The sequence below is a fragment of the Halopenitus persicus genome (genome assembly GCF_002355635.1).
Taxonomy (GTDB): domain Archaea; phylum Halobacteriota; class Halobacteria; order Halobacteriales; family Haloferacaceae; genus Halopenitus; species Halopenitus persicus_A.
In genome coordinates, this window is the sequence record NZ_AP017558.1 from 2,350,335 (window position 1) to 2,376,113 (window position 25,779).

A 25,779-nucleotide genomic window follows, 5' to 3' on the forward strand; every position below is an offset into this window, starting at 1 on the left:
GCCGCCTCACTCCTCGACGATCTCGCGCGTCCCGAACTCCCGGCCGAGCAGTTCGGGCACGTCACCGGGCGTCACGTCCGCGTACCAGCGACCGCGCGGATGGATCGCGACCGCCGCCCCGTCGGCGCTGCAGAGCCCGAGACAGCTCGTCTCGGCGACGTAGACGTCCGACCAGAACAGGTCCCGGTCGCGCAGCCACGTCCGGACGGCGTCCAGAACCGCCTCGCCGCCCGCGCCGGCACAACAGGCGTACTCCGAATCGCGGTCGTGCGTGCAGACCAGCACGTGGTCCGTGAAGCCGCGCTCGCGGACCGCGTCGGTCCGGTCGCGCATCAGTCCGCGCTCCGCGGGCGGTTCGACGCCGCTCCGCCGTCGTTCGCGAGGGCGGCCGCGTCCATCGGCCGGTCGCTTCGGCGCTGCCCGCGTCGCAGCCACGCGTGCGCGCCGGCCAGCGTCGCCCACAGCAGAAGCTGTCCGAAGACGGTCATCCCGACGAGACCGGTCGAGAGGGTCGCGGGGAGCGCGCTCCCGGCCGAAGCCGTCGGCGCGAGGGACGCCGCGACGACCAGGAGTCCGAACGGCGCCAGCGCGCCGAGCGCAGCAAGCGCCGTCGATCGGCCGCCGCCCGCGTCGTCAGCAGCTCCGTCGTCGGGGCGCAGCCGCGCGAAGGCCCACAGCGCGAGCAGGCCGCAGACCGCACCCAGAACCATCATCCCGCCGTAGAGCTCGAGGCGCGTCGCGACCGGGAGGGCCGACTCGGCGCCCGGCGGCCGTGGCGGCAGGACGAGCCAGGGCGCCCCCGAGACGGCGATGAACCCGAGCCCGGCCAGGACGGCCTGGCGAAGTCCCGATCCCGGCGCGCCCGGAAGCAGCGGTTCCAGGAGGTAGAACCCGGCGCCGAAGACCACGGCTCCCAGGAGCACCCCCCAGAGCACGCTCGAGGCGACGCTCACGGCGGTCGTGACCGTTCCGGAGACCGCAGTGTCGTGGGCGTGGCTACCGGCATCGGCGTGAGAGTGGCCGCCACCATCCTCGGCGTGGCTACCGGCATCGGCGTGAGAGTGGCCGCCACCATCCTCGGCGTGGCCACCATCGTCTCCGTGAGCATGGCCGTCGTCCTCGGCGTGAGCGTGGTCGCCATCGTCCTCGGCGTGATCGGTCGCCGTCGCGTCCGCGCCAGCCGTCTCGATCGCGGCGTCGCCGTGGCCGAGTTCGTCGGCGAACGCGACCGTCGGCGCGGCGACGATCGCGACGAAGAGCCCGAAGACGAGTCCGGCGACGGCGCCCGCCTTCACGCCGCGGACGAGGTACTCGGCGAGCATCCTCAGTGGCAGGTGACGCCGGCGGCGTGTCGGAAGTGGTGCAGCGAGTCGTGGACCATCGGTTCCTGCACGAACAGCAGCGCGAACCCGAGCGCGGCGACGATCGCGACCGCGGCGAGCGCCCGCGTCGGCGTCACCTCGCTGCGCGCGTGCTCGACCCGTCCGTGAACGGTGTTCCTCGCGCCCCCGGCCGGGGTCGTCGGTGCGGCGTCGGTCGTGACGTCCGTCGCGGTCGTCATTGTAAATACAACTTGTACAAGATAAAGTAAAGTTGTAAAACTTTCGGGTGGACGCGGCGGCGCCGTGGACTCGGCCACGCGATGGGTTTTCCGTCCCGCCGTCGCCGACCTTATAAATGCCGTCGACCGGGAGCCGTGATCACTTATAAAACACGGCTCCTCCCCGTCGCTACCCCTTATAAACGTCCGCGACCGTCCCGTCGATCCGTTCCGCCGACAGCGCCGACAGCGGGACCCGCTCGCCGCCGGTCGCCTCGAGGAGGGGGCCGATGAGGCTCGACCGGTCCCGGTCCGACCGGCGGCCGTTCCCGTCGCGTTCCGATTCCGTCGGTTCGTTCGCGCCGGCGTCGACCACCAACACGTGTGCGCCCGTCTCGGCGAGCTCGCGGGCCGCGGCTCGCGTCTCCGCGCTCGGGCTTCCGTCCGCGACGTTCGCGCGTCCGTCGGTGACGACCACGACGACGCCGGCCGCGGGGTCGGCGCGCCGAACGACCTCCCCCGCGGTGCGGAGCCCGGCGGGCAGCGGCGTCCGGTCGCCCGTCGGGAGGTCCTTTAAATGACGGGCCGCCATCCCCACGCTGTCGGTCGGCGGGAGCAACACGTCGGCGTCGGTGCCGGCGAACGCGACGAACGCCACCTCCTCGCGGCCCTCGTAGGCGTCCCGCAGCAGCTCCAGCACGACGCCCTTGGCCGCGCGCATCGCCGGCCGCATCGAGGCGCTGGCGTCGACGACGAAGGTCACGAGCGCGTCGGCGTCCCCGCGCCGCACCGACCGCCGGAGGTCACGGGACTCGATCGACGTCGATCCCCGGCGCGTCGCCGCCCGGAGGGACGCTCCGACGTCGACGTTCGCGCTCGCCGCGGTCGCGTCGGCGTGCTCCGACCGGATTCGCGGGCCGGCGACGTCGCCGTCCGTCGTCGGGGGCGTCGCCGGTCCCGTTCGGGAACCGGACCCGGCGCTCGCGTCGGCGTCAGAGTCCTCGACGTCCCCGGAATCCGGGATCGAGATCTCGGGGGCGCGCCCCCGACCGATCGCCGCACGCGACTGGCCGGGCACGATCGGGGATCGTTCCTCCTCCTTTTCCTCCGCCTCCTCTCCGGCGCTTCCGTGGCCGTCGTTCGCCTCGTCCCCGCTCCCTCTGTCCGTATCGCTCGCGTCGGCCGCGTGCTCACCGTCCGATTCCGACCCGCCGTCCCGTTGCGACTCGCCGCTGTGACCGGAATCGTCGGGGCCCATCTCGGCCCCGGTCCCGGCGGCCGCGTCCGCGAGCGGTTCGTCCGGCGCGTCGGCCGGTCCGCGGTCGGCGGCGTCGGGACCGTCATCTCCCTCGTCGGTCGACCCACGTCCGGCGGTCTCCCGCTCGGCGCCGGAGCCCTCCGCCTCGGCAGGTCGATTTCCGTCACCCTCGCCGGTCTCGCCTTCGCCCTCGCCGGCCCCGTTTTCCCTTCCACTCTCGCCGGCCTCGCTTTCATCCCTTCCCTCGTCAGTCCCCTCCGCGTCCTCCGAGGTCTCCTCGTCGCCGTCGGACTCGAAGTGCTCGTCGATGAGGGCCTCCGGATCGGGGGCCGAATCGAACGGATCCGACCGCAGCCGATGGGGGAGCGCGAACGCCGCCGCCTCGCGGACGTCGGACTCGAGCACGCGCCCGCGGTCCGCGAGGGCGGCGAACGTGCGCGCGGCGCGGGCGATCGCAATGTCGCCGCGGTGTCCCTCGACGCCGGCGTCGCGGCACAGCTCGGCGATCTCCTCGCGGAACGACCGCGGCAGCGTGACCTCCGGGAGTCGGCGACGGGCTCGACGGAGGCGCCGGCCGGAAGCGTCCGCGTCGGCGTCGTCCGCGTCGGCGTCGTTCGCGTCGGCGTCGTCCGCGCCCGCGTTCTCGATGTCGTCCGTGCTCGCGTTCTCGATCCCGTTCCCGTCCTCGATCGGCGTTTCGGTCCCCGCATCGCCCAGCGCGCGGTCGATGATCGCCACCCGGTCGTCGATCGAGTCACAGCCCGTCACGGCGGTTTGGAGGGCGAAGCGGTCGCGCAGTTGCGGCCGGAGGTCGCCCTCCTCGGGGTTCATCGTACCCACGAGGGTGAACGACGCCGGGTGGGCGACGCTCACGCCGTCGCGTTCGACCCGGTTGACGCCGCTCGCGGCCGCGTCCAACAGCGTGTCCACCAGGTGGTCCCCGAGGAGGTTCACCTCGTCGACGTAGAGGATCCCCCGGTTGGCCCGCGCGAGCACGCCGGGATCGAACTCGTACTCTCCCGCGAGCGCGTCGGCCACCGAGAGCGTCCCGACCACGCGCTCGCGGGTCGCGCTCAGCGGGAGCGTGACCACCGGCACCGCGCGCTCGGTCGCCGTGAGGTCTGCCCGCGGACGCGACCGGCAGTCCGCACACTGCCGACCGGGGTCGTCCGGCGGACAGCCGTACGGGCAGCCCTCGACCACGCGCTGTGTCGGCAGCAGGTCCGCGAGGCCCCGGACCGCGGTTGACTTCGCCGTCCCCTTCGCGCCGCGTATCAGGAGCCCGTCGAGGTCGTCGTTCGCCGCGACGGCGAGCAGCCCGCGCTTGAGGTCCTCCTGGCCGACGATCTCGTCGAACGGGAGCGAGCCGCGGCGATGACCTCCGTGATCGCCCCCTCGATCGTGCGAAGCCTTTTTGTCCGCCCCTAATTCAATCACACTTGTCTTAGACACAAGGAGATTTAATAACGTTATGCCAACGATCGGGATCTACACCGCGACCGAGAACGAACTGGGGGCGATCCAGCGCGCGGCGCCCGACGTGGACGCCGATCTGGTCGTCCGGTCGGCGAGCGACCTCGACGACGAGACGGACGCCGCCGCGTTCGTGGACGAACTGACCGACGCGACCGCCGTGATCTGCTGGCTGCACGGCTCCGAGGCGAGCATGCCGGGCTACGAGCCGGCGGTCGACCGCCTGGTCGAGGCGGGCGTCCCGCTGGTGGTGAAATCGACCGGCGACGCCTACGCGCTCGAGGACACGACCGTGGATCCGACGGTTCGGGACCGCGTCTACGAGTACCTCGACCGGGGCGGGACCGTCAACGTCGCTAACTGCCTTCGCTTCCTCGCGCACGAATACGGCTCGGGGGGAGCTGAGGAACTCTCCTACGACGACCCCGTCGACCTGCCGACCGAGGGCGTCTATCACCCCGACCATCCCGGCGCGAGCTACGAGGAGTTGCTGGCGACCCTCGACCCCGACGCGCCGACGGTCGCGGTGTGGTTCTACGAGTCCCACTGGACCCACGAGAACCTCCGGTACGTCGACGCGCAGGTGCGCGCGATCGAGGCGCAGGGGGCGAACGCGCTGCCCGTCTTCTGCAACCCGGCCTCCGAGGAGGACGGCGGCTGGGACGCCGAGCGCGTCACCGACGAGTGGCTCACCGACGCGGCGGGGGAGCCGATCGTCGACGCCGTCTGCTCGTCGTTCATGTTCTCCCTCTCGATGGACGAACGGGGCCGCGAGGCGAGCGACGAGGGCGACGCCGCGGAGGACGTCTTCCTCGACCGCCTCGGCGTGCCCGTCATCCAGACCGTCACGACGATGCGCTCGCGGTCGCGGTACGCGGCCAGCGACACGGGCGTGATGGGATTCGAGCTCGCCCTCTCGGTCGCGCTCCCGGAGTTCGACGGCAACGTGATCACCCACCCGATAAGCGGGAAGGAGCGCACCGACGACGACGCCGGCATCGGCACCGCGCCGAAGCAGCACTTCCCGATCGACGACCGGGTCGACCACGCCGCTCGGCTCGCGGTCAACTGGGCTCGACTCCGACACACGCCGAACGCCGACAAGCGCGTCGCGGTCGTCCTGCACAACTACCCGCCGAGCGACGACGGAATCGGGACCGCCTTCGGGCTCGATACCCCCGAGAGCACGGTCAACCTCCTGGAGGAACTGGCGGATCGGGGGTACGACCTCGGCGACGACGCGGGAGCCGGGAGCGGCTCGGCCATTGCGGGCCCGCCCGTCGACGGCGCCGCCCTCATCGACCGGCTGACGAGCCAGCTGACGCTCGACGACCGGTGGGTCGCCCCCGAGGACGTCCGTGCGGCGAGCGTCGACGTCGTCGAGCCCGACCGGTACCGCGACTGGTTCGACGCGCTCGATCCGGCGCTTCGCGAGAACGTGATCGAGGAGTGGGGCGACCCGCCGGACCGCCCGTTCGCGATCCCCGGCGTCGAGTTCGGGAACGTGCTCGTGACCGTCCAGCCGCCCCGCGGGTTCGGGATGGATCCCGCGAAGGTCTACCACGACTCCGACCTCCAGCCGCCGCACGACTACGTGGCCTTCTACGGCTGGCTTCGGAACGCCTTCGAGGCCGACGCCGTCGTCCACCTCGGAACCCACGGGAGCCTCGAGTGGCTCCCCGGAAAGACGGTCGGGCTCGACGGCACAAGCGCGCCGGACGGGCTGGTGGACGACCTCCCGAACGTCTACCCCTACGTGATCAACAACCCCGGCGAGGGGACCCAGGCGAAGCGGCGCTCGTACGCGGCGATCGTCGACCACCTCACGCCGGTGATGGGCAACGCCGGCACCTACGACGACCTCGCCGAGCTGGAGGACCTCGCCGACCGCTACCGGGAGGCCGGGATGGAGGACGCACGGACCGACGACGGCGAGCACCTCGAACGGCTCCTGCGCGAGACGGTCGACGACCTCGACCTCGCGGTCGAGCTCGGCATCGAGGGAACGATCGACGAGCGCGCGGACGTCCGTGGCCCCGAGGAAGCCGGCACCACTCTCGCGGAGGGGGACGTCGAGGGCGACGTCGTCGGCGTCGACGAGCTGGTCGAACGCGTTCACGAGTATCTCACCGACGTCAAGACGACCCAGATCCGGTACGGCCTCCACACGATGGGCGAGCCGCCCGCGGACGACCGGCTCGTGCAGTACCTCGTGGCGCTCACGCGCCTCGAGAACCCCGGCGGTCCGAGCCTCAGGGAGAGCGTCGCGGGCGTCCTCGGCGTCGACTACGACCGGATGGTGAACGAGCCCGGCGTCCACGACGCGGACCTGGGGATGACGCTGTCGGCGGCGGCCGACGTCGTCCACGAGACGAGCCTGGAGCTCGTGGCGACCCTCGCCGAGCACGACTTCGACGTGCCGGCCTCGGAGGTCGACGACCCCGACAGCGAGGTGAATATGAACCTCCTCGTGGTCGACCTCGACCCCATCGGGGACGCCCGCGCGGAGCCCGGCGCCCACGAGGACCTCCGGGCGGCGCTCGCGTTCGTCTGCGAGGAGGCCGCCCCGCGCGTCCGCGGCGCCAGCGAGGAGATCCCCCGAACGGCCGACGCGCTGGCAGGGGAGTACGTCCCGCCGGGCGGCAGCGGTGCGCCCACCCGCGGCGGCGTCGACCTCCTGCCGACCGGACGGAACTTCTACACGCTCGATCCCCGGAAGGTCCCGGCCAGGAGCGCCTGGGAGGTCGGCCGGGAGGTCGCGGCGGGGGTCGCGGAACGCCACCGCGAGGATCGCGGCGAGTACCCCGAGGAGATCGGCGTCGTCGCCTGGGGGACCCCGACCGTCCGCACCCGCGGGGAGACGATCGCGCAGGTGCTCGCGCTGATGGGCGTCGAGCCCGAGTGGACCGACGCCGGACGGGTGGACGGCGTGGAGCCGGTCCCGCTCGATGAGCTCGGCCGGCCCCGGATCGACGTGACGACGCGCGTCTCGGGGCTCTTCCGCGACGCGTTCCCGCAGGCGGCCGGCGTCATCCACGACGCGGTCGAGGCGGTCGTCGCGCTCGACGAGCCGCACGACCGAAACTACGTGAAAAAGCACGTCGAGGAGGAGGCCGACCGCCTTCGCGAGGCCGGCCTCGAGGACCCCGAGGCGGCCGCGACCCATCGCGTGTTCACGACGAAGCCGGGCGGCTACGGCGCGGGCACGAACAAGGCCGTCGACGAGGGCAACTGGGACGATCGCTCGGACCTCGCCGACGTTTACACCCAGTGGGGCGGCTACGCGCTGGGGTCGCGGGGCCGGGTGACCGAGGCCCACGACGCCTTCGAGCGCCGACTCGGGAACGTCGAGGCGACCGTGAAGATCGAGGACACCGCCGAGCAGGACGAGTTCGACAGCTCCGACTGGTACGCCTTCCACGGCGGGTTCATCACCGCGGTCACGGAGATCGCGGGCGAGGAGCCGGCCTCCTACGTCGGCGACTCGAGCGACCCGGACGCGGTCTCGGTCTACACGAACGAGCGGAAGGTTCGGAAGGCGATGCGCGCCCGCGTGCTCAACCCCGAGTGGATCGACAGCATGACCGAACACGGCTACAAGGGCGCCGGCGACCTCTCGACCACGGTCGACGTCGTCCTCGGCTGGGACGCGACCGCCGGCGTCGTGAGCGACGCCCTCTGGGAGGAGGTCGCCGGGAAGTACGCCCTCGACGCGGACCGCCGCGAGTGGCTCCGCGAGGTGAACCCCTGGGCGCTCGAGAGCATCGCCGACACGCTGATCGAGGCGATCGACCGCGGGCTCTGGGACGCCGACGCCGCTATGGTGGACCGGATTCGGGACGTCCTCCTGCAGGCCGATGGCGACCTGGAGGCCCGTGCTGGCGACCAGCCGGCCCCGGAGGTGTCGAGCGATGACGACTGAGGACCCGTCGGCGGAAGCGGCGGAGCCGGTCGAGGAGTACGCCGACCTCGGCGCGACCACCGAGAACGCGATGGCGATCGCCGAGACGAGCATGGACCGGGTTCGGGAGATCGTTCCTCACGAGACGCTCGCCGACCGGATCCGGGGGAAGTCGGTCCACGCGACCGGGGATCCGGAGTTCCAGCATCTGATCCGGTTCACGGGCACGACCGACGACGGCGGCACGACCAACAATGACAGCACGACCGACGGAGGGATCGACGACGCGGACGACGTGCCCGTTCGTGCGGGTGCGCGAGCAGTCCTCGACTCGCGGCCGATCGTGACCGACATCACGATGGTGCAGGCCGGGATCACCGGCCGCGGCCACGACTGCCCGGTCCGGAAGGCGATCGGGAACGGGGCCGAGCTGGCCGAGCGGACGGGGATGACCCGCACCGCGGCCTCGGTCCTCGAGCTCGACCGGGACGGCGTCTACGAGGACGCGATCGCGGTGGTGGGGAACGCGCCGACCGCCGCGCTCGCGCTCGCCGACTGCATCGCCGACGGAACCAGGCCGGCGGTCGTGGTCGCCACGCCGGTCGGGTTCGTCAAGGCCGCCGAGAGCCGGGCCCGCCTGCGAGAGGTCGCGGCCGAACACGGCGTCCCGACGATCACGAACGTCGGTCGACGCGGCGGCAGCGGGCTCGCGGCCGGCCTGACGAACGAGCTGGTGCACGTCGCCAGCGACGTCCGCGATGGTTCGATCGACGCCGAGTGGGCAACGGAGTCCCCGTGAGCGATCCGTACGACCTCGAGTCGGGACCCGATCCGGCAGCGCTTGCGGCGGCCGAGCCGGAGCCGATCGGGACCGCCGACGCTTCCCAGCCACCGGTTCACGCGGTCGGACTCGGCCCCGGCAACCTCGAATACCTGACGCCGAGGGGGCGGCGGGCGATCGAGGCGGCGGACGTGGTCGTCGGCTTCGCGACGGTCATCGAGTTTCTGACGGACGGGATGACCGTCGACGCCGACGTCCTCACCTGCGGCTACCGCGATGAGGCCGAGACGCTCGCGGCGTTTGCCGAGCGAGTCGCCGACGGTGCGGTCGGGACGGCCGTCCTGATGGGCGACCCGAACCACTCGGGCTACCAGTTCCTTGGGAAGGTCGAGGCCGCGGTCGACCGTCCGGTCAGGGTCGTTCCGGGGATCTCGGCGCTCCAGGTCGCGGCGAGCCGGGCGCGGACGCCGATGGAGGCGACGACGTTCGTGACGCTGCACAAAAGCGGCGACCTCGACGACGACCTCGCACGGTTGCGGGCCGACGTCGGCGACCGACACCTGCTGGCGTTGCCCCGCCCGTTCGACCTGATGCCCGAGAACGTGGCCGCCGACCTCCTCGCGACCGCCGACGCGGACCCCTCGCTCGAGGCGCTCGTCCTCGAACGGCTCACCCACACTGACGAGCGGATCACGCGAACCACCCTCGGCGAACTCGCCGATCTCGCCGACTCCGCGGATGGCGCTCGGACCGGCGACGACGGGACGCCCGAGGACTCCGACTCCCCGTTCTCCGATCTCTCGGTCCTTGCGGTTCGGTCGACCGGCGGGACCGACGGGATCGGACCGCCCCGCCAGTGAGCGATCGCCGTGACCACAACCTATTTGGGATCGGTCGTCCACCGTTTTAGCAAATCAGATTGGCTTAGATAAAGCCAGGTTGATAAGTCAATGACATCGGAAACGCTTCTGCTCATCGGCCGCGAGGTGCGCGGCGCCCGCGAGGCCTTTCGCGTCCACGCCGACCGGATCGCCGACCGAACCGGGATCGACGTCGAGATCGCCTGCTACGCCGAGGAGCCGGGACGCGAGCTCCGCGACCGGTTCTGCGAGGTCGACGCCGACGTGACCTACGCGGTCCCGATGTGTGCCGCTCACGGGTACGACACCGTCGACGCCATTCCGGCGGCGCTGTCGGCGATCTCCGGCGACGTCAGGTACTGCGATCCCGTCGGAACGAGCCCGGCCGTGACGGACGTGATCGCTGCGCGCGCCGACGCGGCACGGGCGGGAGCGATGGCGGGGGAATCGACCGCGGCCGATCGCGTCGACGCGGTCGATCGTGGCGCCGGGGACGGGGATGCGGACGTCTCGTTGGTGCTCGTCGCCTTCGGCAGCAGCTCGAAGCCGCACGGGCGACGGATGGCGGAGTACCACGCGGACCGGCTTCGCTCCCGGTCGGAGTACGCCGAGGTGGTTCCCTGCTACCTCCTGCAGAACCCCGCCGTCGAATGCGTCCGGTACGCCGTCACCGGCGACCGCATCGTCGCGGTCCCGCTGTTCGTGAGCCGGTCGGCGGCGACCGAGGACCGGATCCCGACCGAGCTCGAGCTCGACCGCGGCGGGATCGCCTACGCGGAGCCGTTCGGCGACCACCCCCGGCTCACCGACGCGATCCACGCCGAGGTCGAGAAACAGCGCGCGCTCGCGGTCGGGGATCACCGCGACGATCTCGGCCACGAGTCCGTCGACTCGGCCGGGGACCGATCCCCGACGACGAAACGGGCGATCGTGACCGACGGGGAGGGCACGCGGAAGCCGCCGAGTCCCGAAAACCCGTCCCGAACCCAGGACTCGTCCCGATCCCGAAACGACGATCCTCGTTGACGAACCTCCCGGTTTGAGCCGGTTCACGAGCGCTCGTTTTCCCGATCGACGAGTTCGTTGCCTTCCGACCGACGCGTCTCGAGCCTTATATATCGCGACTTGTTTTGGCTGGCCTAAAGATCGATGGCGTTATCAGATAGTTAGGCTAGCCTAAAAACATGGCAACGGACGACTTCGGTCGAGAGCGATGGACGACGCGACGCGATGCGTTGCGGACGGAACACGAGCGGTCCGCCGTTCGAACCGAGCGGGCCGCCGTTCGAACCGAGCGGGCCGCCGTTCGAACCGAGCGGGCCGCCGTTCGAACCGAGCGGGCCGCCGTTCGAACCGAGCGGGCCGCCGTTCGAACCGAGCGGGCCGCCGTTCGAACCGAGCGGCTCGCACCGGCGGGCACCGGAATCGACGCCGTGGCGGACGGTGACGCCGTGACGGGGGATCGGTAGGATGCGGGCGCGGGAGTGGGTCCTCGCGGGATCTTACGGCGATCCGAGCGACTACGGCATCCCCGAGCTGCCGACGTGGCGGGTGTGCCGGCCGGATCGCGGCGGCATCGCCTTCGCGGCACGGGGCCGACAACCGTTCATCGCCGCGGAGCGGCCCGTGACGGTCCGTCGCTGATCAAGCATACGCCTCGAACTCCTCGCCGAAGACGAGGAAGTAACCCGTCCCGACCACCCCGATGGCGGCGGCGATCGTGAACGCAACCTCGGGGCTCACGAACTCCCAGAGGACCCCGCCGAGCGCGGCGCTCGGGATCACGATCGTGTTCCGCAGGAGGTAGTACGTCCCGGTGACGCGGCCGCCTGTCCCCTGCTCGGCGGGACCGACGATCAGCGCCTTGTGCGACGGCAGGCCCGCGAACCGAAGCCCGGAGAACGCGAAGACGAGGACCATCGCCCACTGGAGCGGCACCACCGGCCCGAGGACTGCCGGCCCGCCGATGAGGACGACCGGGAAGAGGGCGTAGACGGCAAACCCCAGCGCGACGACCGGCTTGAGGCCGACGCGCTCGGCGGCCTTCGCGGCCGGGATCATCGAGAGGAGCGCGACCAGCATCTCGACGCCGAGCAGGTAGCCGAAGAAGGCCGCCGGCGAGAGGTCGATGCCCCGTGAGACGCCGGCCAGCGAGACGGTCGTCTCGAACCCGACCCCGTAGAACCGCGTGACCACCAACACGAAGAAGACGTAGACCATCCCGTTCGCGAACCGGACGAGCGTGTCGCCCACCAAAAGCGGGCGAAGCGGCTCGGGCATCGCGCGCAGGTCCCGTCGCACCTGCGCGACCCCCTCGAACGACCCGCCGATGGCGTCCTCGTCGGCATCGTAGAGGACGTGCTGGGCGATCGTCCCGATGACCCCGAAGACGACCGCCACGGCGAGGACGTACCGGAAGCTCACGGTGAACGCCGGATGGACGCCGATCAGGACGGCCGCCAGTACCGGGCCGACGAGGAACGCGGTCCGGCGGAACGTCTCCGTGCTCGCGAACCCGGCAGCCAGCCGGGCGGGGTCGGTCGCCTGCTTGACGACCGCGAACGTGGCACCCAGGCCGAACGATTTCCATGCCTGCGCGAGGACCAGGCCGACGAATATCCAGACCCAGGGCGCGATCGTGATGCCGCCAACTCCGACCGGGCCGATGCCCGGCGCCACGAGCCACACGGCGAAGCCGAGCGTCGACAACAGGCCGAACAGCGTCAGCGCGTACCGGGACCCGATCCGGTCTGAGACCGCCCCGCCGGGGTACGGGTAGAGCGCCGAGATGACGTTCCCGAACGTGCCGAACAGCCCGACGACGAAGCCGCTCGCACCCAGCGCCACCATGTACTCCGGGAGATATCGGTTCGTCATCTGGAAGCTCAGGCTGAACGCGAACATCGCCAGCGAGAGGACGAGCACGTCCCGCTCGAGGGCGAGAAACCGGCGAAACGGGCCGAACGTGTCCCGCTCCTTCCCGTCATCGCCTCCATCGTTCCGGCCGGTCGCTTCACCGTCGCTGCTCACCGTGTCTCTCCCACGATATGTGGTCGATTTGCGGGCAGTAATCAAAAGCATCACGCCCGCCACGACCGGCGCGTTGAGCGTTGAGACGAAAACTACTTTCACTCGACGGCGTCAATACCCCGCGAATGGGGTACGAGTACACCGGCGACGCCCACGAAGCGCTCGTCGACTCCTATCGAGCGGACGAATCGCCCTTCCCGACGGGGTCCTCTCGGACCTATCCTCGGCACGATTCCCTGCGTGACGAACCCCTCCTTCTCAAACAGCTCCTGTTTCCCAACTGCTGGAACGCGACGGAGTTGGTGGGCGACCCCGAGGAAACCCGTGACCGGCTGACCGAACTCGGCACCCGTCTGCACGAGGGGGTCACGGCCTATTCCGACCGCGACGCTGACGAGTTACTCGCGACCGTCGACGGACTGCTCGATCGATTGCCGGCGATTCGACGCGCCCTCAAGAAGGACGTCGAGGCCGCGTACAAAGGCGATCCCGCGGCGAAGAGCTACTGCGAGATCATCCGGTCGTATCCCGGCTTTCATGCCGTCCTGATCCATCGGGTGGCGCACGTCTGTTATGAGGAGGACCACTCCGAGTACGCCCGCGAACTCGCCGAATACGCCAAGGCCGAGACGGGAATCGATATCCACCCCGGTGCGGAGATCGGCGAGTACTTCTTCGTCGATCACGGGACCGGCGTCGTCATCGGCGAGACGGCGACGGTCGGCGAGTGGGTTCGGCTCTACCAGAACGTCACGCTTGGCGCGCTCCATTTCGAGGAGGAGGAGGGCGAGGACCAAATGCTGGCGAAGGATTACAAGCGCCACCCCGACATCGGCAACCACGTCGTCATCGGTGCCGGAAGCAACGTGCTCGGAGCGATCGACATCGGCGATCACGTGAGCATCGGCGCGAACTCCTGGGTGACCGACGACGTCCCGGACGACACAAGCGTGTTCATCGCCGATCATCCCGAACAGGAGCGAAAATCGAACCGATAGTCGCATCGATGCTGCAACCGAACCGGATCCGCTCTCGGGCGGCAGGACGCCGAACCCGGTGGCTGACTGTACCGTCGTCGTCTCAACCAACCACCGCATTTCCTATCGCGGCATCTACTTTATTACGGAGAATCAAGGAGAAAGCCTCGCGCTTCAGCGCGGGGAGGATGTCAATCGTCGCGGTCCGCGTCGATCCCGTCCACGAGTTCCGATCCGAAACCGACGTAGCCGGCCGGCGTCAGCGCGTTCAGCTCCTCGCGAACGGACTCGTCGACCTCGAGGTCCGCGAACAGATCCCGGAAGTCGTCGAGCGTGACCGCCTTGCCGCGGGTCAGTTCCTTGACGCGCTCGTAGGCCGCCGTGTCACCCTCCCGCCGAAGGATCGTCTGGACCGCCTCGCCGATGATCGCGGGCGTCGCTTCCAGCTCCTCGCGCATCACCTGCTCGTTCGGGACCACCTTCCCCAGCCCGTCCGCGGTCTTCGAGTAGCCGATCAGGCTGTGGGCGAGGGCAGCCCCGACGTTGCGCTTCACGGTTGAGTCCGAGAGGTCACGCTGCAGCCGGGAGGTGGTGACGTAGTCGGCGAGGAACGTGAGGTCGGCGTTGGCCTTCGAGAGGTTGCCCTCGCCGTTCTCGAAGTCGATCGGGTTCACCTTGTGGGGCATCGTCGAGGAGCCGGTCTCGCCCTCGACGGCCTCCTGGCCGAGGTATCGGTCGGACACGTAGAGCCAGGCGTCCAGGTCCAGGTCCCGGAGAACGTTGTTCACGCCGCGGACCGCGTCGAAGACGGCCGCGATGTCGTCACAGGGATTGACCTGGGTCGTCAGCGGGACGTGTTCGAGCCCGAGATCGGTCACGAACGACCGGGAGAACGCCCGCCAGTCGACGTCCGGATAGGCGGCCTCGTGCGCCGCGTACGTTCCGGAGGCGCCGGCCAGCTTGCCGGCGATCGCGTCCGTCTCGCGCTGTAGTCGCCCGAGCGTCCGTCCGAGCCGCGACGCGTAGACCGCCATCTCCTTGCCGAAGGTCGTGGGCGTGGCCGGCTGGCCGTGGGTGCGCGCGAGCATCGGGAGGTCACGGTGCTCGTGGGCGAGGTCGACGAGTTCGTCACGAACCTCGCGGATCGCCGGCGCGAGCACCTCCTCGACCGCGGGCTTCAAGAGCAGCCGGTGTGCGAGGTTGTTGACGTCCTCGCTTGTCAGCCCGAAGTGTATCCACGGATAGAGAGCCTCGGCGTCGTCGATCGGCGGCTTTTCCTCCGTTTCCGTCACCGCCGCCGCCTCCGCAAGCCGGACCCGGAGGAAATATTCGACCGCCTTGACGTCGTGGTTGGTCGCGTCGTACCCCTCCGCTCCCCGCACCTCGAGGTCCTTGATGAGGCGGGCGTCGTCGGCGTCGAACGTCCGGTACGTTGCCCGGATCGCCGCCCGGGCGTCGGCGTCGAGGGCGATCGGCGTCGCCTCGAGGTCGGCCAGCGCGATCAGATACTCCGCCTCGACCCGCGTTCGGGCACGCATCAGTGCCGCCTCGCTGGCGTACGGCGACAGCGGTTCGGTCCGGCGCGCGTATCGTCCGTCGAGCGGCGAGACGGCGGCGAGGGGATCCTCCCGTGGGAGGCCCGCGATCCCCTGGCCGTCCGTCGCCGATCGCGACTCGTCGGTCATACCCGTTGCTGTCCGCGGCCGGCGCAAAAGCGTGTCGATGGTCGTGCACGGCCGTGGATACTTCAAGCCGATTCGTCGTCGTCGACGCCAGTATCTATCCGCGTTCGTGGATCCATCCCGGTTCGGGACCGCAATCCATATACTCCGTCACGCGGACCCTCGCGTATGAAGATCGCCGGGTTAGCGAGCAACCGCGGGCGGAACCTGCTGCACATCGACGACGTGGCGCCGGGCGGTGCGGAGCTGGCCGTCGCGTTGACCAACCGCGAGGGCGCGCCGATCGTGGAGTCGGCCGCCGAGCGGGGGATCCCGACCGAGGTCGTCGTGCGGGCGGACGGGGAATCGCGAGCCGACCACGAACGGCGCATCCTGGACCGGATCGCGAACTACGACGTCGACCTCGTCTGTCTGGACGGGTATATGCGGGTGCTGACCGAGACGTTCATCGAGAACGCGCCGACGTCGATCAACGTGCATCCGTCGTTGCTGCCGGCCTTCCCCGGAACGAACGCCCACGAGCAGGTACTCGATGCCGGCGTCCGAACGACCGGCAGCACCGTTCACGTGGTCACCGAGGCGGTCGACGCCGGTCCCATCCTCACCCAGGAGCCCGTTCCGGTCTACGAGGACGACGACGCGGAGTCGTTAAAGCAGAGAGTGCTATACGAATCCGAGTTCACGGCCTATCCCCGCGTCGTTCGGTGGTTCGCGGAGGGTCGCGTCGACGTCGACCACGAGGCCGGAACCGCCTCGATCGCGGGCGATACGGGCGGCGACTTCCCGACGCGGCGGCTCGTCTCGGAGGACCGCGGCGAGCGGCTGCGATACGGCGAGAACCCGCATCAGGAGGCTGCGCTGTACGTCGACGACGCCTGTACGGAGGCGTCGGTCGTCGGTGCGCCCCAATTGAACGGGGGAACGAAGGGAATGGGGTACAACAACTACAACGACGCCGACGCCGCGCTCTCGCTCGTCAAGGAGTTCGACGAGCCGGCGGCCGCGGTGATCAAACACACCAACCCGGCCGGCTGTGCGACGAGCGATACCCTCGCGGACGCCTACGATCGTGCGCTCCGAACCGACGCGAAGTCGGCCTTCGGCGGGATCGTCGCGCTCAACCGTCAGTGTGACGCCGAGACCGCCACCGCGATCACCGACTCGTTCAAGGAGGTCGTCGTCGCGCCCGGCTACACCGACGCTGCCCTCGACGTGCTTCGGGAATCGGAGAACCTGCGCGTGCTCGACGTCGGCCCGCTCGGCGAGGGCGCCGACCGATTCACGGAGACGCTGACCGAAAAGCCGCTGGTCGGCGGCCGGCTGGTCCAGGAGCGCGACCGCCAGTCGCCGACCGTCGACGACCTCGAGGTCGTCACCGAGCGCGAGCCGACCGACGCGGAGATCGAGACGATGCTGTTCGCCTGGAAGACGCTCAAGCACGTCAAATCGAACGGGATCCTCTTTGCGACCGGAACCGAGACGGTCGGCGTCGGGATGGGACAGGTCTCCCGGGTCGACGCCGTGACGCTCGCGGCGATGAAGGCCGACAAGGACGCGGACGGGAAGTCCGCCGACGGGGCCGTGATGGCCTCGGACGCGTTCTTCCCGTTCCCGGACGGGATCGACGAGGCGGCCGCGGTCGGGATCGAGGCCGTGATCCAGCCCGGCGGGTCGGTCAACGACGAGGACGTCATCGAGGCGGCCGACGACCACGGAATGGCGATGGCGTTCACCGGATCGCGGAGCTTCCGACACGACTGACGGAACAGTCCCCATCGGCTCGACGGGCTCGCGGCCAACGAGACACGGCAACGGGGACGGTCCGAACGGGAACACAAGAATTGTAACCTCGCACGCGGACCCTCGGATATGTCGTCACCGGAGCACGGGGACCGAGCCGGTCGTGCTGGCGCGGCGGATTCGCGCACGCTCGTGGCGTTGGCGGCCGTCACGGTCCTCGCGCTCGCGCTCCGGCTGTACGAACTCGGCGGACGGGTCTTCCACTGGGACGAGGGACGGGTGGGATACTGGACGCTCAGATACGTCGAGAGCGGCCATCTGGAGTACGAGCCGATCATCCACGGCCCGTTTCTCCGGATCGTCAACGCGGCGGTCTTCGGCGTCCTGCCGCCGACCGACGCCTCCGCGCGGTTGGTCGTGGCGCTCGTCGGCGGACTCCTTCCGCTGTCGGTCTGGCTGTTTCGGGCCCATCTCGACCGGTGGGAGCTCGTCGCCGTCGCCGGGCTGCTCGCGTGCAATCCCCTGTTGGTCTACTACTCGCGATTCATGCGAAACGACGTCCTGGTCGGGGCCTTCGCCTTCGTCGCGCTCGGGTTCGCGGTCCGGGCGATCGACGCCCGCCGGGCTCGATACCTCTATCCCGGCGCCGTCGCCCTGGCGCTGTCGCTTGCCACCAAGGCGAACACGATCCTCTACGTCCTCTGTTTCCTCGGCGCTGGCGCGCTGATTGCGGATCACCAGGTCGTTCGAGCCGTCGGTCGGGGCACGGACCGGCCGTCGGTCCGCTCCGCGGTCGGTGGCTGGCTTCGCGCCCGTTGGCGCGGGCTGTCGTCCGTCGCGGGACGATGGCATCCGGCGGCGTACGTGCTCGGACACGTCGTCGGGATCGCGGTCGCTTTTCTGGCGGTCACGGTGTTCTTCTACGCGCCCCGGCCCCTCCTTCACGAGGCGCTCGGGTCGCCGGGACTTTGGTCGACCGTTCTTCACGAGGCCACGGTGGGATCGGCCGAGGAGCTTGCCGACCTCTGGCTCACCGGCGAGATGCAGGACAACCCCTACCTGCAGTTCCTCCGCCACGAGATCGAGACGCTCGTCCACGCGGGTCCCGTCGCAGCCGTCTTCGCCATCGTCGGCTTCCTCGTCGACGGACACGTCCGTGGCCGCGAGACGGTCCCTGCCGGGCGTCGCCGCGCGCTGGTCGCCTTCGCGACCTATTGGGGGCTCGCGAGCCTGATCGGCTATCCGGCCGCGACCGACATCAACGCCCCCTGGTCGGCCGTCCACATCGTGCTCCCGCTGACGATCCCTGCGGGCGTCGGGCTCGCGTACGTCGCCCGGGAGGGGTGGGCAGCGGTTGCGGGGCCGACGTCGGCCTCGTGGGCCGACCTGGGGGTCGTCGACCGGGAGACGGCGGTTCTCGCCCTCCTCGTTCTGCTGGCGGCGACCGCCGGCGTGCTCGTCCCGACGGCGACCTACTGGAACTCGACGAACCCCGACCACACTGCGGCGGTCCAGTGGGCGCAACCGCACAACGAGGCCCGGTCGACGATCGCGGACGTCGAGGCGGTCGCGGCGACCCACGACGACGGCACCGATATCCTGTTCGTCGGGACGCACACGTCATCCCGCGATGACGCGATGTACGTCGACAACGAGTCGGCCGCCGACCGGGACGGCGCGCCGGGCGGATGGTACGATCGGCTCCCGCTACCCTGGTATTACGAACGCGCGGGCGCGACCGTCGACAGCGTGAGCGCCGACGCCGACCGCGCGGCCGCCCTGGCGGACCCCCCGCCGGTCGTGATCGTTCACGCGGCGGGCCGCGAGTCCGTCGCGCCGCACCTCGATGGGTATCGCGTCACGGACCACGAGTTCCGACTGTGGAACTTCCGGCTCGTCTTCTTCATCGAGGAGGATGCGCTTCGCGAGGCCGGCCGTCTCGATCCGCCCTCGTGAGGCCAGTTTGATCCACGAATGTGGCTATTGGAGCACCGTTCGTCCCGGATCGATCCATCTCCTCGGCGTATGTGGCAATCCTTATGCGGGCCCGTTCGCAACCCTCGCGCGTGACAGTCACGCTACCAGGACCGACGATCGGGATCGTCGGCGGCGGACAGCTCGGACGGATGATCGGCGAGGCGGTCGCCCGTCGGGGGATCGAGGTCGTCGTCCTCGACCCGACGCCGGACTGTCCCGCCGCGCCGGTGGTCTCCGAGCAGATCGTCGGCGGATTCGACGACGAGGCGGCGATCCGGGAGCTCGCCGAGCGGGCGGACGTGCTCACCTACGAGATCGAGCTGGCCGACCCGGACGTGCTCGAGGCCGTCGCCGCGGCGCACGACCTGCCGGTCCATCCCGACCCGGACACCCTCCGGACGATCCAGGACAAGCTCGTCCAGAAGTCGGCGCTCGAGGACGCCGGGATCCCGGTCCCGCCGTTCGCGGCAGTCTCCTCGGCGGCCGACCTGGAGGCCGCGCTCGACCGGTTCGGGGACGTGATGCTGAAGGCGCGCGAGGGCGGGTACGACGGACGCGGAAACCGGCCGGTGACCGACGCCGCGGAGGTCGAGGCGGCGCTCGAGGAGCTCGGCACGAACGCGATGGCGGAGGCGTTCGTCCCCTTCGAGCGCGAGCTCTCGGTCATCGGCGTCGTGGGTGCCGACGGCGTTCGGACCTATCCGGTGACCGAGACGATCCATCGGGAGGAGATCCTCAGGGAAAGCGTGACGCCCGCCCGGACCGACGACGCCGTGGCCGACCGGGCCGAGGCGGTCGCCCGCGACGTGCTCGAGTTCCTCGACGGCCGGGGCGTCTACGGCATCGAGCTCTTCGAGACGCCGGACGGCGAGATCCTCGTCAACGAGATCGCGCCACGGCCGCACAACTCCGGCCACTGGACGATCGAGGGCGCCCGGACCTCCCAGTTCGAGAACCACGCACGGGCCGTCCTCGGCTGGCCGCTCGGGCCCACGGACTGCCGCGGGACGACCGTGACCGCGAACCTCCTCGGCGACGTCTCCGAGACGGGGCCGGCGCGGCTCCGCGGCGTCGAGGCGATCCTCGATGCGCCCGACGCAAGCCTCCACTGGTACGGGAAGGACGACGTCCGGCCGCTTCGCAAGATGGGCCACCTGACCGTCACTCCCGCCGGGTCGCCCGCTGACGGCGGGACCAACACGGACCGGGACGCGTCCACGGGCGCCGAGAGACTTGACCGCGCGCGCGGCCTCCGCGACGCAGTGACGTTCGCGCCCGCGGACGCGCCCGATACCGAGTGACAGACTACCTGACAGACTACCGACGCCGAGTGCCGTGACCGAGCACGAACGCCGAGTGCCTGAGGCACCCGGCACCGAACGATCGACGACCAACGCCATCACGCCGATCCGACACAATGACCACGCCACGTGACCTCATCGACCGACTCGAGACGGAAGCCGACCAGGGGGCCGACCCGGCGACCACGCCGGACGTCGGCATCATCATGGGTTCGGATTCGGACCTGCCAACGATGGCGGGCGCCTACGAGGCGCTCGATACGTTGGGCTTTGCCGAACAGACCGACTTCTCGGACCCGCCGTCGAGCCGGTTCACCTACGAGTCCTACGTCGTCTCGGCCCACCGGACGCCGGAGCTGATGTACGCGTACGGGGAAACGGCTCGCGACCGCGGCCTCGACGTCATCATCGCGGGCGCCGGGGGCAAGTCGGCCGACCTGCCGAACATGACCGCATCGATCGCCTACCCGATCCCGGTGGTCGGCGTCCCGGTCCAGGAGAAGTCGGTCGACTCCGTCATCGGGATGCCCACCGGCGCGCCGATCGTGGCGGTCGACGCGGGCAAATCGTTCAACGCCGGCCTCTCGGCGGCACAGGTGCTCGCGCGCGAACACGAGTCGATAGAGGAGCGGCTCATCGAGTACCACGAGGACCTCACGGCCGACGTCGCGGCGGTCTCCGAGGCCCTCCACGACCTCGGAATCGACGGGTTCCGCGACCGGAACGCCTGATCGGTCCCGGGATCGGCGCTCCGAGTCGGTACCGGAACCGTCCATCCGATGGCTTGCCCCCTGTGAACCCGCGTCTCACACCCGCGCGTGCGAGAATCAACGCTTATGTAGGGCCCAACCAAACCCACGTACGTTACGGAGACCTGTATGAGCGATTGGATAGCTATCGGCGCATTGGCGGTCGTCGGGATCGGCATCCCGCTAGGGATGATGGGGGTCTCGGCGTTACTCCGTCCAACCGTGCCGGAACAAGGCAAACGCACCATCTACGAGTCCGGGGAGGTCCCCACCGGCAGCGCGCGCATTCGGTTCAACATCCAGTACTATATGGTCGCGCTGTTGTTCCTCGTGTTCGACATCGAGACGGTCCTGCTGTTCCCGTGGGTCGTCATCTACCGTCCCGCGCTGAACGCGGGCGTCCCGATGGCACGGCTCCTGTTGCCGATGTTGGCGTTCGTCGGTATCCTCACCGTCGGACTCGTGTGGGCGTGGCGCAACGGCGCGGTCGAATGGATGAGCAGTCCCCGTGCGATGCGCCGCAAGACGGAACGTAACCAACCATGAGCAGCGATCAACCATTTATCACGGACGACTCCGCGGTAGTGACAGAGACCCGCGATGCCCGGATGGGCGAGGGTCGCGGCGACAGATTCAACTCGCGGCTTCGGGAGGCGTTCGGCTCCTCACCGTTCATCCTCACGAAGTTCGACAAGTTCCTCAACTGGGCCCGTGGATCATCGATGTTCATGCTGCAGTTCGGGATCGCCTGCTGCAGCATCGAGATGATGCACACCTACGCGGTCAAACACGACCTCGACCGGTTCGGCTCCGGCGTGCCGCGCGCCTCGCCGCGACAGGCGGACGTGATGATCGTTCCCGGAACGATCGTCTCGAAGTTCGCCCCGCGGATGAAGCGCGTCTACGACCAGATGCCCGAGCCGAAGTTCGTCGTCGGGATGGGATCGTGTACCATCTCCGGCGGCCCGTTCCAGGAGGGCTACAACGTGATCAAGGGCGCCGAGGAGGTCATCCCGGTCGACATCCACGTTCCGGGCTGTCCCCCCCGCCCCGAGGCGTTGGTCTACGGCGTGGCCAAGCTTCAGGAACGCATCGCCAACGGCGAGGCGAGCCCGGTCACGGTCAAGCCCTACGAGCTCGAACAGTTCTCGGAGCTCGAGCAGGACGAGCTCGTCGAGCATCTGACCGACCAGATCGACGAGGACGACCTCGTGATGCGATACAACTTCGCTGATTCGCCATGAGCTTACAGGACCCAGCGGGGGACCTCGAGACGACCGACGAGGCCTCGGCCGTCGTCGAACGGGACCCCGACGAACTCGCCGAACTCCTGGGCGATGCCGTCATCGGCCGCGAGGAACACGTCAACGCGCCCGGCTTCGTGATCCGCCCCGACGCGGTCCAGGACGTCCTCTCGACGCTCAAGGAGGAGGCGGGCTACGACCACCTCTCGGTGGTCACCGCCCAGGAGTACGAGAACCGCTACGAGTCGATCTACCACCTGAAGAAGTTCGCCGACCCGACCCAGGAGGTCAGCGTCGTCGTCCCCGCGGACAAAGGGAACCCGGTCTCGCAGTCCGCGGAGCCGGTCTTCCGGACGGCCGACTGGCACGAACGGGAGGCGTACGACCTCGTCGGGATCGAGTACGACGACCATCCCGACCTGCGGCGCATCCTGCTGCCGGAGACCTGGCAGGGACATCCCCTGTCGATGGATTACGACAAGGACCAGCCGCAGGTCGTCTCGCTGCGTGAACACGCCAACCCCCTGCAGGCGGACCACCGGGAGGACGAGTCGGACACGATGTTCATCAACATCGGTCCCCACCACCCGGCCACCCACGGCGTGTTGCACCTCAAGACGACCCTCGACGGCGAGCAGGTCGCGGACGTCGAATCCGACATCGGCTACCTCCACCGGTCGGAGGAACAGATGGCCCAGAGCGGCACCTACCGGCACCAGATCATGCCGTACCCGGACCGCTGGGACTACATCTCGGCGGGGCTGTTGAACGAGTGGGCCTACGCCCGCGCCGCCGAGGACCTCGCGGACATCGAGGTGCCGGAGTACGCGCAGGTCATCCGGACGATGGGGGCCGAGCTGTGCCGGATCGCCGCCCATATGCTCGCGGTCGCCACGTTCGCGCTCGACATCAACGGCGACTTCACGGCGACGTTTATGTACGCGATCAACGACCGTGAGCAGGCCCAGAGCATCCTCGAGGACCTGACCGGTCAGCGGATGATGTTCAACTACTTCCGGCTCGGCGGCGTCGTCTGGGACCTGCCGGAGCCGCGCGATGAGTTCTTCGAGAAGACGCGCGCCTTCCTCGACCAGCTCCCCGGCTCCGTCGAGGAGTACCACGACCTGCTGACGGCCAACGAGATCCTCCAGATGCGGACGATCGACACGGGGATCCTCCCGCCGGAGGTCGCAAAGGAGTACGGCGCGACCGGACCGGTGGTGCGTGGCTCCGGCGTCGACTACGACCTCCGTCGTGACGACCCGTACGGCTACTACGACGAGCTCGACTGGGACGTCATCACCGAGGACGGCTGTGACAACTATAGCCGGCTGCTCGTGCGGCTCCAGGAGGTCGAGGAGTCCGCGAAGATCATCGGACAGTGCATCGATCTCCTCGAGGACTGGCCCGAGGAGGACCGTACCATCCAGTCGAACGTGCCGCGCACGCTCAAGCCCGAGGACGACAAAGAGATCTACCGTGCCGTCGAGGGTGCGAAGGGCGAGCTCGGGATCTACATCCGCGCGGACGGGACCGACAAGCCGGCCCGGTTCAAGATCCGGTCGCCGTGCTTCTCGAACCTCCAGACGCTGCCCGAAATGGCCAACGGGGAGTACGTGCCCGATATGGTCGCCGCGCTCGGCAGCCTCGACATCGTGCTCGGGGAGGTGGACCGCTGATGGCGGCCGGTTCCCTCCTCGGTGCGGCCCCGGCACAGCTGTTCCCCGAGCAGGTGACGAACGCGCTCGGCCTCCCCGGCGTGATCGGAGAGGCCGTCGGCGCGCTCATCGCGGCGTTCCTGGTCGGGAACATCATGCTTGCGTTCACCGGCGTTGCCGGGCCGTGGGCGAAACGGAAGATCACTGCCGCCTTCACCGACCGGATCGCGGTCGACCGGATCGGCCCGTTCGGGCTGCTCATCATCCCGGCGGCTGCGGTCCAGCTGCTCGCAAAGGAGCTCATCATTCCGGAGGGCGCGGACCGGCCGTCCTACGACCTCGCGCCGCTGGTCCTCCCGGCGTCAGCGATGCTCGGCTTCGCCGTCATTCCGATGGGCCAACTCGGTCCCATCAACCTGCAGCTCGCGGACCCCGAGGTCGGCTTCGCGTTGACGTTCGCGTTCGCGTCGATCGCCTCCGTCTCGCTCGTGATGGCCGGCTACGCGTCGAACAACAAGTACTCGCTGCTGGGCGGGCTGCGCGCCGTCGCGCAGAACCTCGCCTACGAGATCCCGCTCATCGTGACCGCGATGTCGGTCGTGGTTTTCACGGGCAGTCTCCGCACGAGCGAGATCGTCGCCGCCCAACAGGAGGCGCTGTTCACGGTGGCCGGCGTCACGATCCCCTCGTGGTTCGCCATCGTGAACCCCTTCGCGTTCGGGCTGTTCGTCGTGGCGAACATGGCCGAGATCGGTCGGAACCCGTTTGACATCCCGGAAGCACCGACCGAGATCGTCGCTGGATATCAGACCGAGTACTCCTCGGCGTACTTCGTGCTGTTCTACCTCGGCGAGTTCCTGCATATCTTCCTCGGCGGCGCGATCCTCGCCATGGCCTTCCTCGGCGGCGCGTCCGGTCCGGGACCGGCGAGCATCGGGTTCGTCTGGTTCGTGGTCAAGGTCTGGGCGTTCTTCCTGTTCACCCAGTGGTGCCGCTCGGCGCTGCCGCGCGTTCGCATCGACCAGCTGATCGAGATCGGCTGGAAGGGAATGTTGGTGTTGTCGTTCGCGAACCTGATCCTCACGGCGGTGCTCGTGGGGGTGATCGCCTCATGATCGGATTGCTAAAATCGATGGCGACCACGATGAAACACGCGCTCGACGGGACGACGTTCACGGTGGAGTATCCGGACGTCGCCCCGGACGTGAGCCCGCGGTTCCGTGGCGTCCACAAGTTCAGTCAGGAGCGGTGTATCTGGTGTCGACAGTGCGAGAACGTCTGTCCGAACGACACGATCCAGATCGTCCAGGACGACCAGCGCAACGGCGAGGAGTACAACCTCCACATCGGACAGTGCATCTACTGCCGGCTGTGTGAGGAAGTCTGTCCGGTCGACGCGATCCTGTTGACCCAGAACTTCGAGTTCACCGCGGACACGAAGGACGACTTCGTGTACAACAAAGAACAGCTCAAGAACGTCCCGTGGTACAAGGGGATCGACCCGCTCAACTCCCGGAACCCCGACCGTGGCGCATGGGTCGGCGAGGGAGACGGGGAGGTCGATTATCAGTAGCCCCCGGAGCGACGGCGGAGTCGCTCTCGAAACCG

22 protein-coding genes are annotated in these 25,779 nt (G+C 69.3%); 16 read left to right on the plus strand and 6 right to left on the minus strand.

Annotated elements, in window-relative coordinates:
* Positions 1-6: 6 nt before the first annotated feature.
* The 4 genes from CPZ00_RS11435 to CPZ00_RS11450 all read right to left on the minus strand — a co-directional run bounded on the left by CPZ00_RS11435 (position 7) and on the right by CPZ00_RS11450 (position 4,235).
* Positions 7-333 (minus strand): (2Fe-2S) ferredoxin domain-containing protein, encoded by a 327-nt coding sequence (locus CPZ00_RS11435; protein ID WP_096390993.1) that lies wholly within the window; start codon positions 331-333, stop codon positions 7-9.
* Positions 333-1,322, minus strand: a complete 990-nt coding sequence (locus CPZ00_RS11440) for a CbtA family protein (protein WP_096390994.1) — start codon at positions 1,320-1,322, stop codon at positions 333-335. Before CPZ00_RS11440 ends, CPZ00_RS11435 begins: the two co-directional genes overlap by 1 nt.
* A 2-nt stretch (positions 1,323-1,324) precedes the next feature.
* A complete protein-coding gene (locus CPZ00_RS11445; RefSeq protein ID WP_096390995.1) occupies positions 1,325-1,561 on the minus strand; it encodes a CbtB domain-containing protein in 237 nt (78 codons plus the stop codon).
* A 169-nt stretch (positions 1,562-1,730) separates the two neighbouring features.
* Complete coding sequence (locus CPZ00_RS11450; RefSeq protein ID WP_096390996.1) at positions 1,731-4,235, minus strand: VWA domain-containing protein; 2,505 nt, start codon at positions 4,233-4,235, stop codon at positions 1,731-1,733.
* A gap of 34 nt (positions 4,236-4,269) precedes the next feature.
* Here CPZ00_RS11450 and cobN point away from each other — a divergent pair, with 34 nt between their 5' ends.
* The 6 genes from cobN to CPZ00_RS15625 all read left to right on the plus strand — a co-directional run bounded on the left by cobN (position 4,270) and on the right by CPZ00_RS15625 (position 11,457).
* A complete protein-coding gene (gene cobN, locus CPZ00_RS11455; protein ID WP_096390997.1) occupies positions 4,270-8,193 on the plus strand; it encodes a cobaltochelatase subunit CobN in 3,924 nt (1,307 codons plus the stop codon).
* On the plus strand, positions 8,183-8,971 hold the full coding sequence (locus tag CPZ00_RS11460) for a precorrin-8X methylmutase (RefSeq protein WP_096390998.1): 789 nt from the start codon (positions 8,183-8,185) through the stop codon (positions 8,969-8,971). Before cobN ends, CPZ00_RS11460 begins: the two co-directional genes overlap by 11 nt.
* Positions 8,968-9,813: a cobalt-precorrin-7 (C(5))-methyltransferase gene (locus tag CPZ00_RS11465; RefSeq protein ID WP_096391704.1), complete on the plus strand. Its 846-nt coding sequence runs from the start codon at positions 8,968-8,970 to the stop codon at positions 9,811-9,813. Before CPZ00_RS11460 ends, CPZ00_RS11465 begins: the two co-directional genes overlap by 4 nt.
* Positions 9,814-9,903: 90 nt before the next feature.
* On the plus strand, positions 9,904-10,839 hold the full coding sequence (locus tag CPZ00_RS11470) for a CbiX/SirB N-terminal domain-containing protein (protein ID WP_096390999.1): 936 nt from the start codon (positions 9,904-9,906) through the stop codon (positions 10,837-10,839).
* Between the two features lie 158 nt (positions 10,840-10,997).
* Entirely contained in the window at positions 10,998-11,282 is a 285-nt protein-coding gene (locus tag CPZ00_RS15390; RefSeq protein WP_157744234.1) for a hypothetical protein, read from the plus strand.
* A gap of 1 nt (position 11,283) precedes the next feature.
* Positions 11,284-11,457, plus strand: a complete 174-nt coding sequence (locus CPZ00_RS15625; protein ID WP_172861819.1) for a hypothetical protein — start codon at positions 11,284-11,286, stop codon at positions 11,455-11,457.
* On the opposite strand, the gene CPZ00_RS11480 is transcribed toward CPZ00_RS15625, so the two are convergent.
* Positions 11,458-12,843 (minus strand): MFS transporter, encoded by a 1,386-nt coding sequence (locus tag CPZ00_RS11480; RefSeq protein WP_233255084.1) that lies wholly within the window; start codon positions 12,841-12,843, stop codon positions 11,458-11,460. It lies immediately after the preceding gene.
* A gap of 125 nt (positions 12,844-12,968) precedes the next feature.
* Here CPZ00_RS11480 and epsC point away from each other — a divergent pair, with 125 nt between their 5' ends.
* On the plus strand, positions 12,969-13,841 hold the full coding sequence (epsC, locus tag CPZ00_RS11485; RefSeq protein WP_096391000.1) for a serine O-acetyltransferase EpsC: 873 nt from the start codon (positions 12,969-12,971) through the stop codon (positions 13,839-13,841).
* Positions 13,842-14,011: 170 nt separating this feature from the next.
* Here epsC and purB read toward each other — a convergent pair whose 3' ends face one another.
* A complete protein-coding gene (purB, locus tag CPZ00_RS11490; RefSeq protein ID WP_096391001.1) occupies positions 14,012-15,505 on the minus strand; it encodes an adenylosuccinate lyase in 1,494 nt (497 codons plus the stop codon).
* 165 nt (positions 15,506-15,670) lie between these two features.
* Between purB and purN the strand changes: the two genes are divergently transcribed.
* The 9 genes from purN (at position 15,671) to CPZ00_RS11535 (ending at position 25,744) form a co-directional block, all read left to right on the plus strand.
* Entirely contained in the window at positions 15,671-17,263 is a 1,593-nt protein-coding gene (purN, locus tag CPZ00_RS11495; protein ID WP_096391002.1) for a phosphoribosylglycinamide formyltransferase, read from the plus strand.
* A 108-nt stretch (positions 17,264-17,371) separates the two neighbouring features.
* Positions 17,372-19,198, plus strand: coding sequence for a flippase activity-associated protein Agl23 (locus CPZ00_RS11500; RefSeq protein ID WP_096391003.1), 1,827 nt, complete (start codon positions 17,372-17,374; stop codon positions 19,196-19,198).
* A 110-nt stretch (positions 19,199-19,308) separates the two neighbouring features.
* A complete protein-coding gene (locus CPZ00_RS11505) occupies positions 19,309-20,520 on the plus strand; it encodes a 5-(carboxyamino)imidazole ribonucleotide synthase (RefSeq protein WP_096391705.1) in 1,212 nt (403 codons plus the stop codon).
* Positions 20,521-20,636: 116 nt separating this feature from the next.
* Positions 20,637-21,251, plus strand: a complete 615-nt coding sequence (gene purE, locus CPZ00_RS11510; RefSeq protein ID WP_096391004.1) for a 5-(carboxyamino)imidazole ribonucleotide mutase — start codon at positions 20,637-20,639, stop codon at positions 21,249-21,251.
* 147 nt (positions 21,252-21,398) lie between these two features.
* Positions 21,399-21,815: an NADH-quinone oxidoreductase subunit A gene (locus CPZ00_RS11515; protein WP_096391005.1), complete on the plus strand. Its 417-nt coding sequence runs from the start codon at positions 21,399-21,401 to the stop codon at positions 21,813-21,815.
* Positions 21,812-22,513, plus strand: coding sequence for an NADH-quinone oxidoreductase subunit B (locus CPZ00_RS11520; RefSeq protein WP_096391006.1), 702 nt, complete (start codon positions 21,812-21,814; stop codon positions 22,511-22,513). The genes CPZ00_RS11515 and CPZ00_RS11520 overlap by 4 nt, the downstream gene beginning before the upstream one ends.
* The gene (locus tag CPZ00_RS11525; protein ID WP_096391007.1) at positions 22,510-24,192 is read left to right on the plus strand and encodes an NADH-quinone oxidoreductase subunit D-related protein; all 1,683 of its coding nucleotides are present in this window, start codon (positions 22,510-22,512) and stop codon (positions 24,190-24,192) included. Before CPZ00_RS11520 ends, CPZ00_RS11525 begins: the two co-directional genes overlap by 4 nt.
* Complete coding sequence (locus CPZ00_RS11530) at positions 24,192-25,286, plus strand: complex I subunit 1/NuoH family protein (RefSeq protein ID WP_096391008.1); 1,095 nt, start codon at positions 24,192-24,194, stop codon at positions 25,284-25,286. Before CPZ00_RS11525 ends, CPZ00_RS11530 begins: the two co-directional genes overlap by 1 nt.
* Positions 25,283-25,744 (plus strand): NuoI/complex I 23 kDa subunit family protein, encoded by a 462-nt coding sequence (locus CPZ00_RS11535; protein WP_039400544.1) that lies wholly within the window; start codon positions 25,283-25,285, stop codon positions 25,742-25,744. The genes CPZ00_RS11530 and CPZ00_RS11535 overlap by 4 nt, the downstream gene beginning before the upstream one ends.
* Positions 25,745-25,779 lie beyond the last annotated feature (35 nt).

Bases quoted from the DNA above. Each gene is read 5' to 3' on its own strand.
- CPZ00_RS11435 (WP_096390993.1), bottom strand. From the start codon at position 333: ATGCGCGACCGGACCGACGCGGTCCGCGAGCGCGGCTTCACGGACCAC.
- CPZ00_RS11440 (WP_096390994.1), bottom strand. From the start codon at position 1,322: ATGCTCGCCGAGTACCTCGTCCGCGGCGTGAAGGCGGGCGCCGTCGCC.
- CPZ00_RS11445 (WP_096390995.1), bottom strand. From the start codon at position 1,561: ATGACGACCGCGACGGACGTCACGACCGACGCCGCACCGACGACCCCG.
- cobN (WP_096390997.1), top strand. From the start codon at position 4,270: ATGCCAACGATCGGGATCTACACCGCGACCGAGAACGAACTGGGGGCG.
- CPZ00_RS11460 (WP_096390998.1), top strand. From the start codon at position 8,183: ATGACGACTGAGGACCCGTCGGCGGAAGCGGCGGAGCCGGTCGAGGAG.
- CPZ00_RS11470 (WP_096390999.1), top strand. From the start codon at position 9,904: ATGACATCGGAAACGCTTCTGCTCATCGGCCGCGAGGTGCGCGGCGCC.
- CPZ00_RS15390 (WP_157744234.1), top strand. From the start codon at position 10,998: ATGGCAACGGACGACTTCGGTCGAGAGCGATGGACGACGCGACGCGAT.
- CPZ00_RS15625 (WP_172861819.1), top strand. From the start codon at position 11,284: ATGCGGGCGCGGGAGTGGGTCCTCGCGGGATCTTACGGCGATCCGAGC.
- epsC (WP_096391000.1), top strand. From the start codon at position 12,969: ATGGGGTACGAGTACACCGGCGACGCCCACGAAGCGCTCGTCGACTCC.
- purB (WP_096391001.1), bottom strand. From the start codon at position 15,505: ATGACCGACGAGTCGCGATCGGCGACGGACGGCCAGGGGATCGCGGGC.
- purN (WP_096391002.1), top strand. From the start codon at position 15,671: ATGAAGATCGCCGGGTTAGCGAGCAACCGCGGGCGGAACCTGCTGCAC.
- CPZ00_RS11500 (WP_096391003.1), top strand. From the start codon at position 17,372: ATGTCGTCACCGGAGCACGGGGACCGAGCCGGTCGTGCTGGCGCGGCG.
- purE (WP_096391004.1), top strand. From the start codon at position 20,637: ATGACCACGCCACGTGACCTCATCGACCGACTCGAGACGGAAGCCGAC.
- CPZ00_RS11515 (WP_096391005.1), top strand. From the start codon at position 21,399: ATGAGCGATTGGATAGCTATCGGCGCATTGGCGGTCGTCGGGATCGGC.
- CPZ00_RS11520 (WP_096391006.1), top strand. From the start codon at position 21,812: ATGAGCAGCGATCAACCATTTATCACGGACGACTCCGCGGTAGTGACA.
- CPZ00_RS11525 (WP_096391007.1), top strand. From the start codon at position 22,510: ATGAGCTTACAGGACCCAGCGGGGGACCTCGAGACGACCGACGAGGCC.
- CPZ00_RS11530 (WP_096391008.1), top strand. From the start codon at position 24,192: ATGGCGGCCGGTTCCCTCCTCGGTGCGGCCCCGGCACAGCTGTTCCCC.
- CPZ00_RS11535 (WP_039400544.1), top strand. From the start codon at position 25,283: ATGATCGGATTGCTAAAATCGATGGCGACCACGATGAAACACGCGCTC.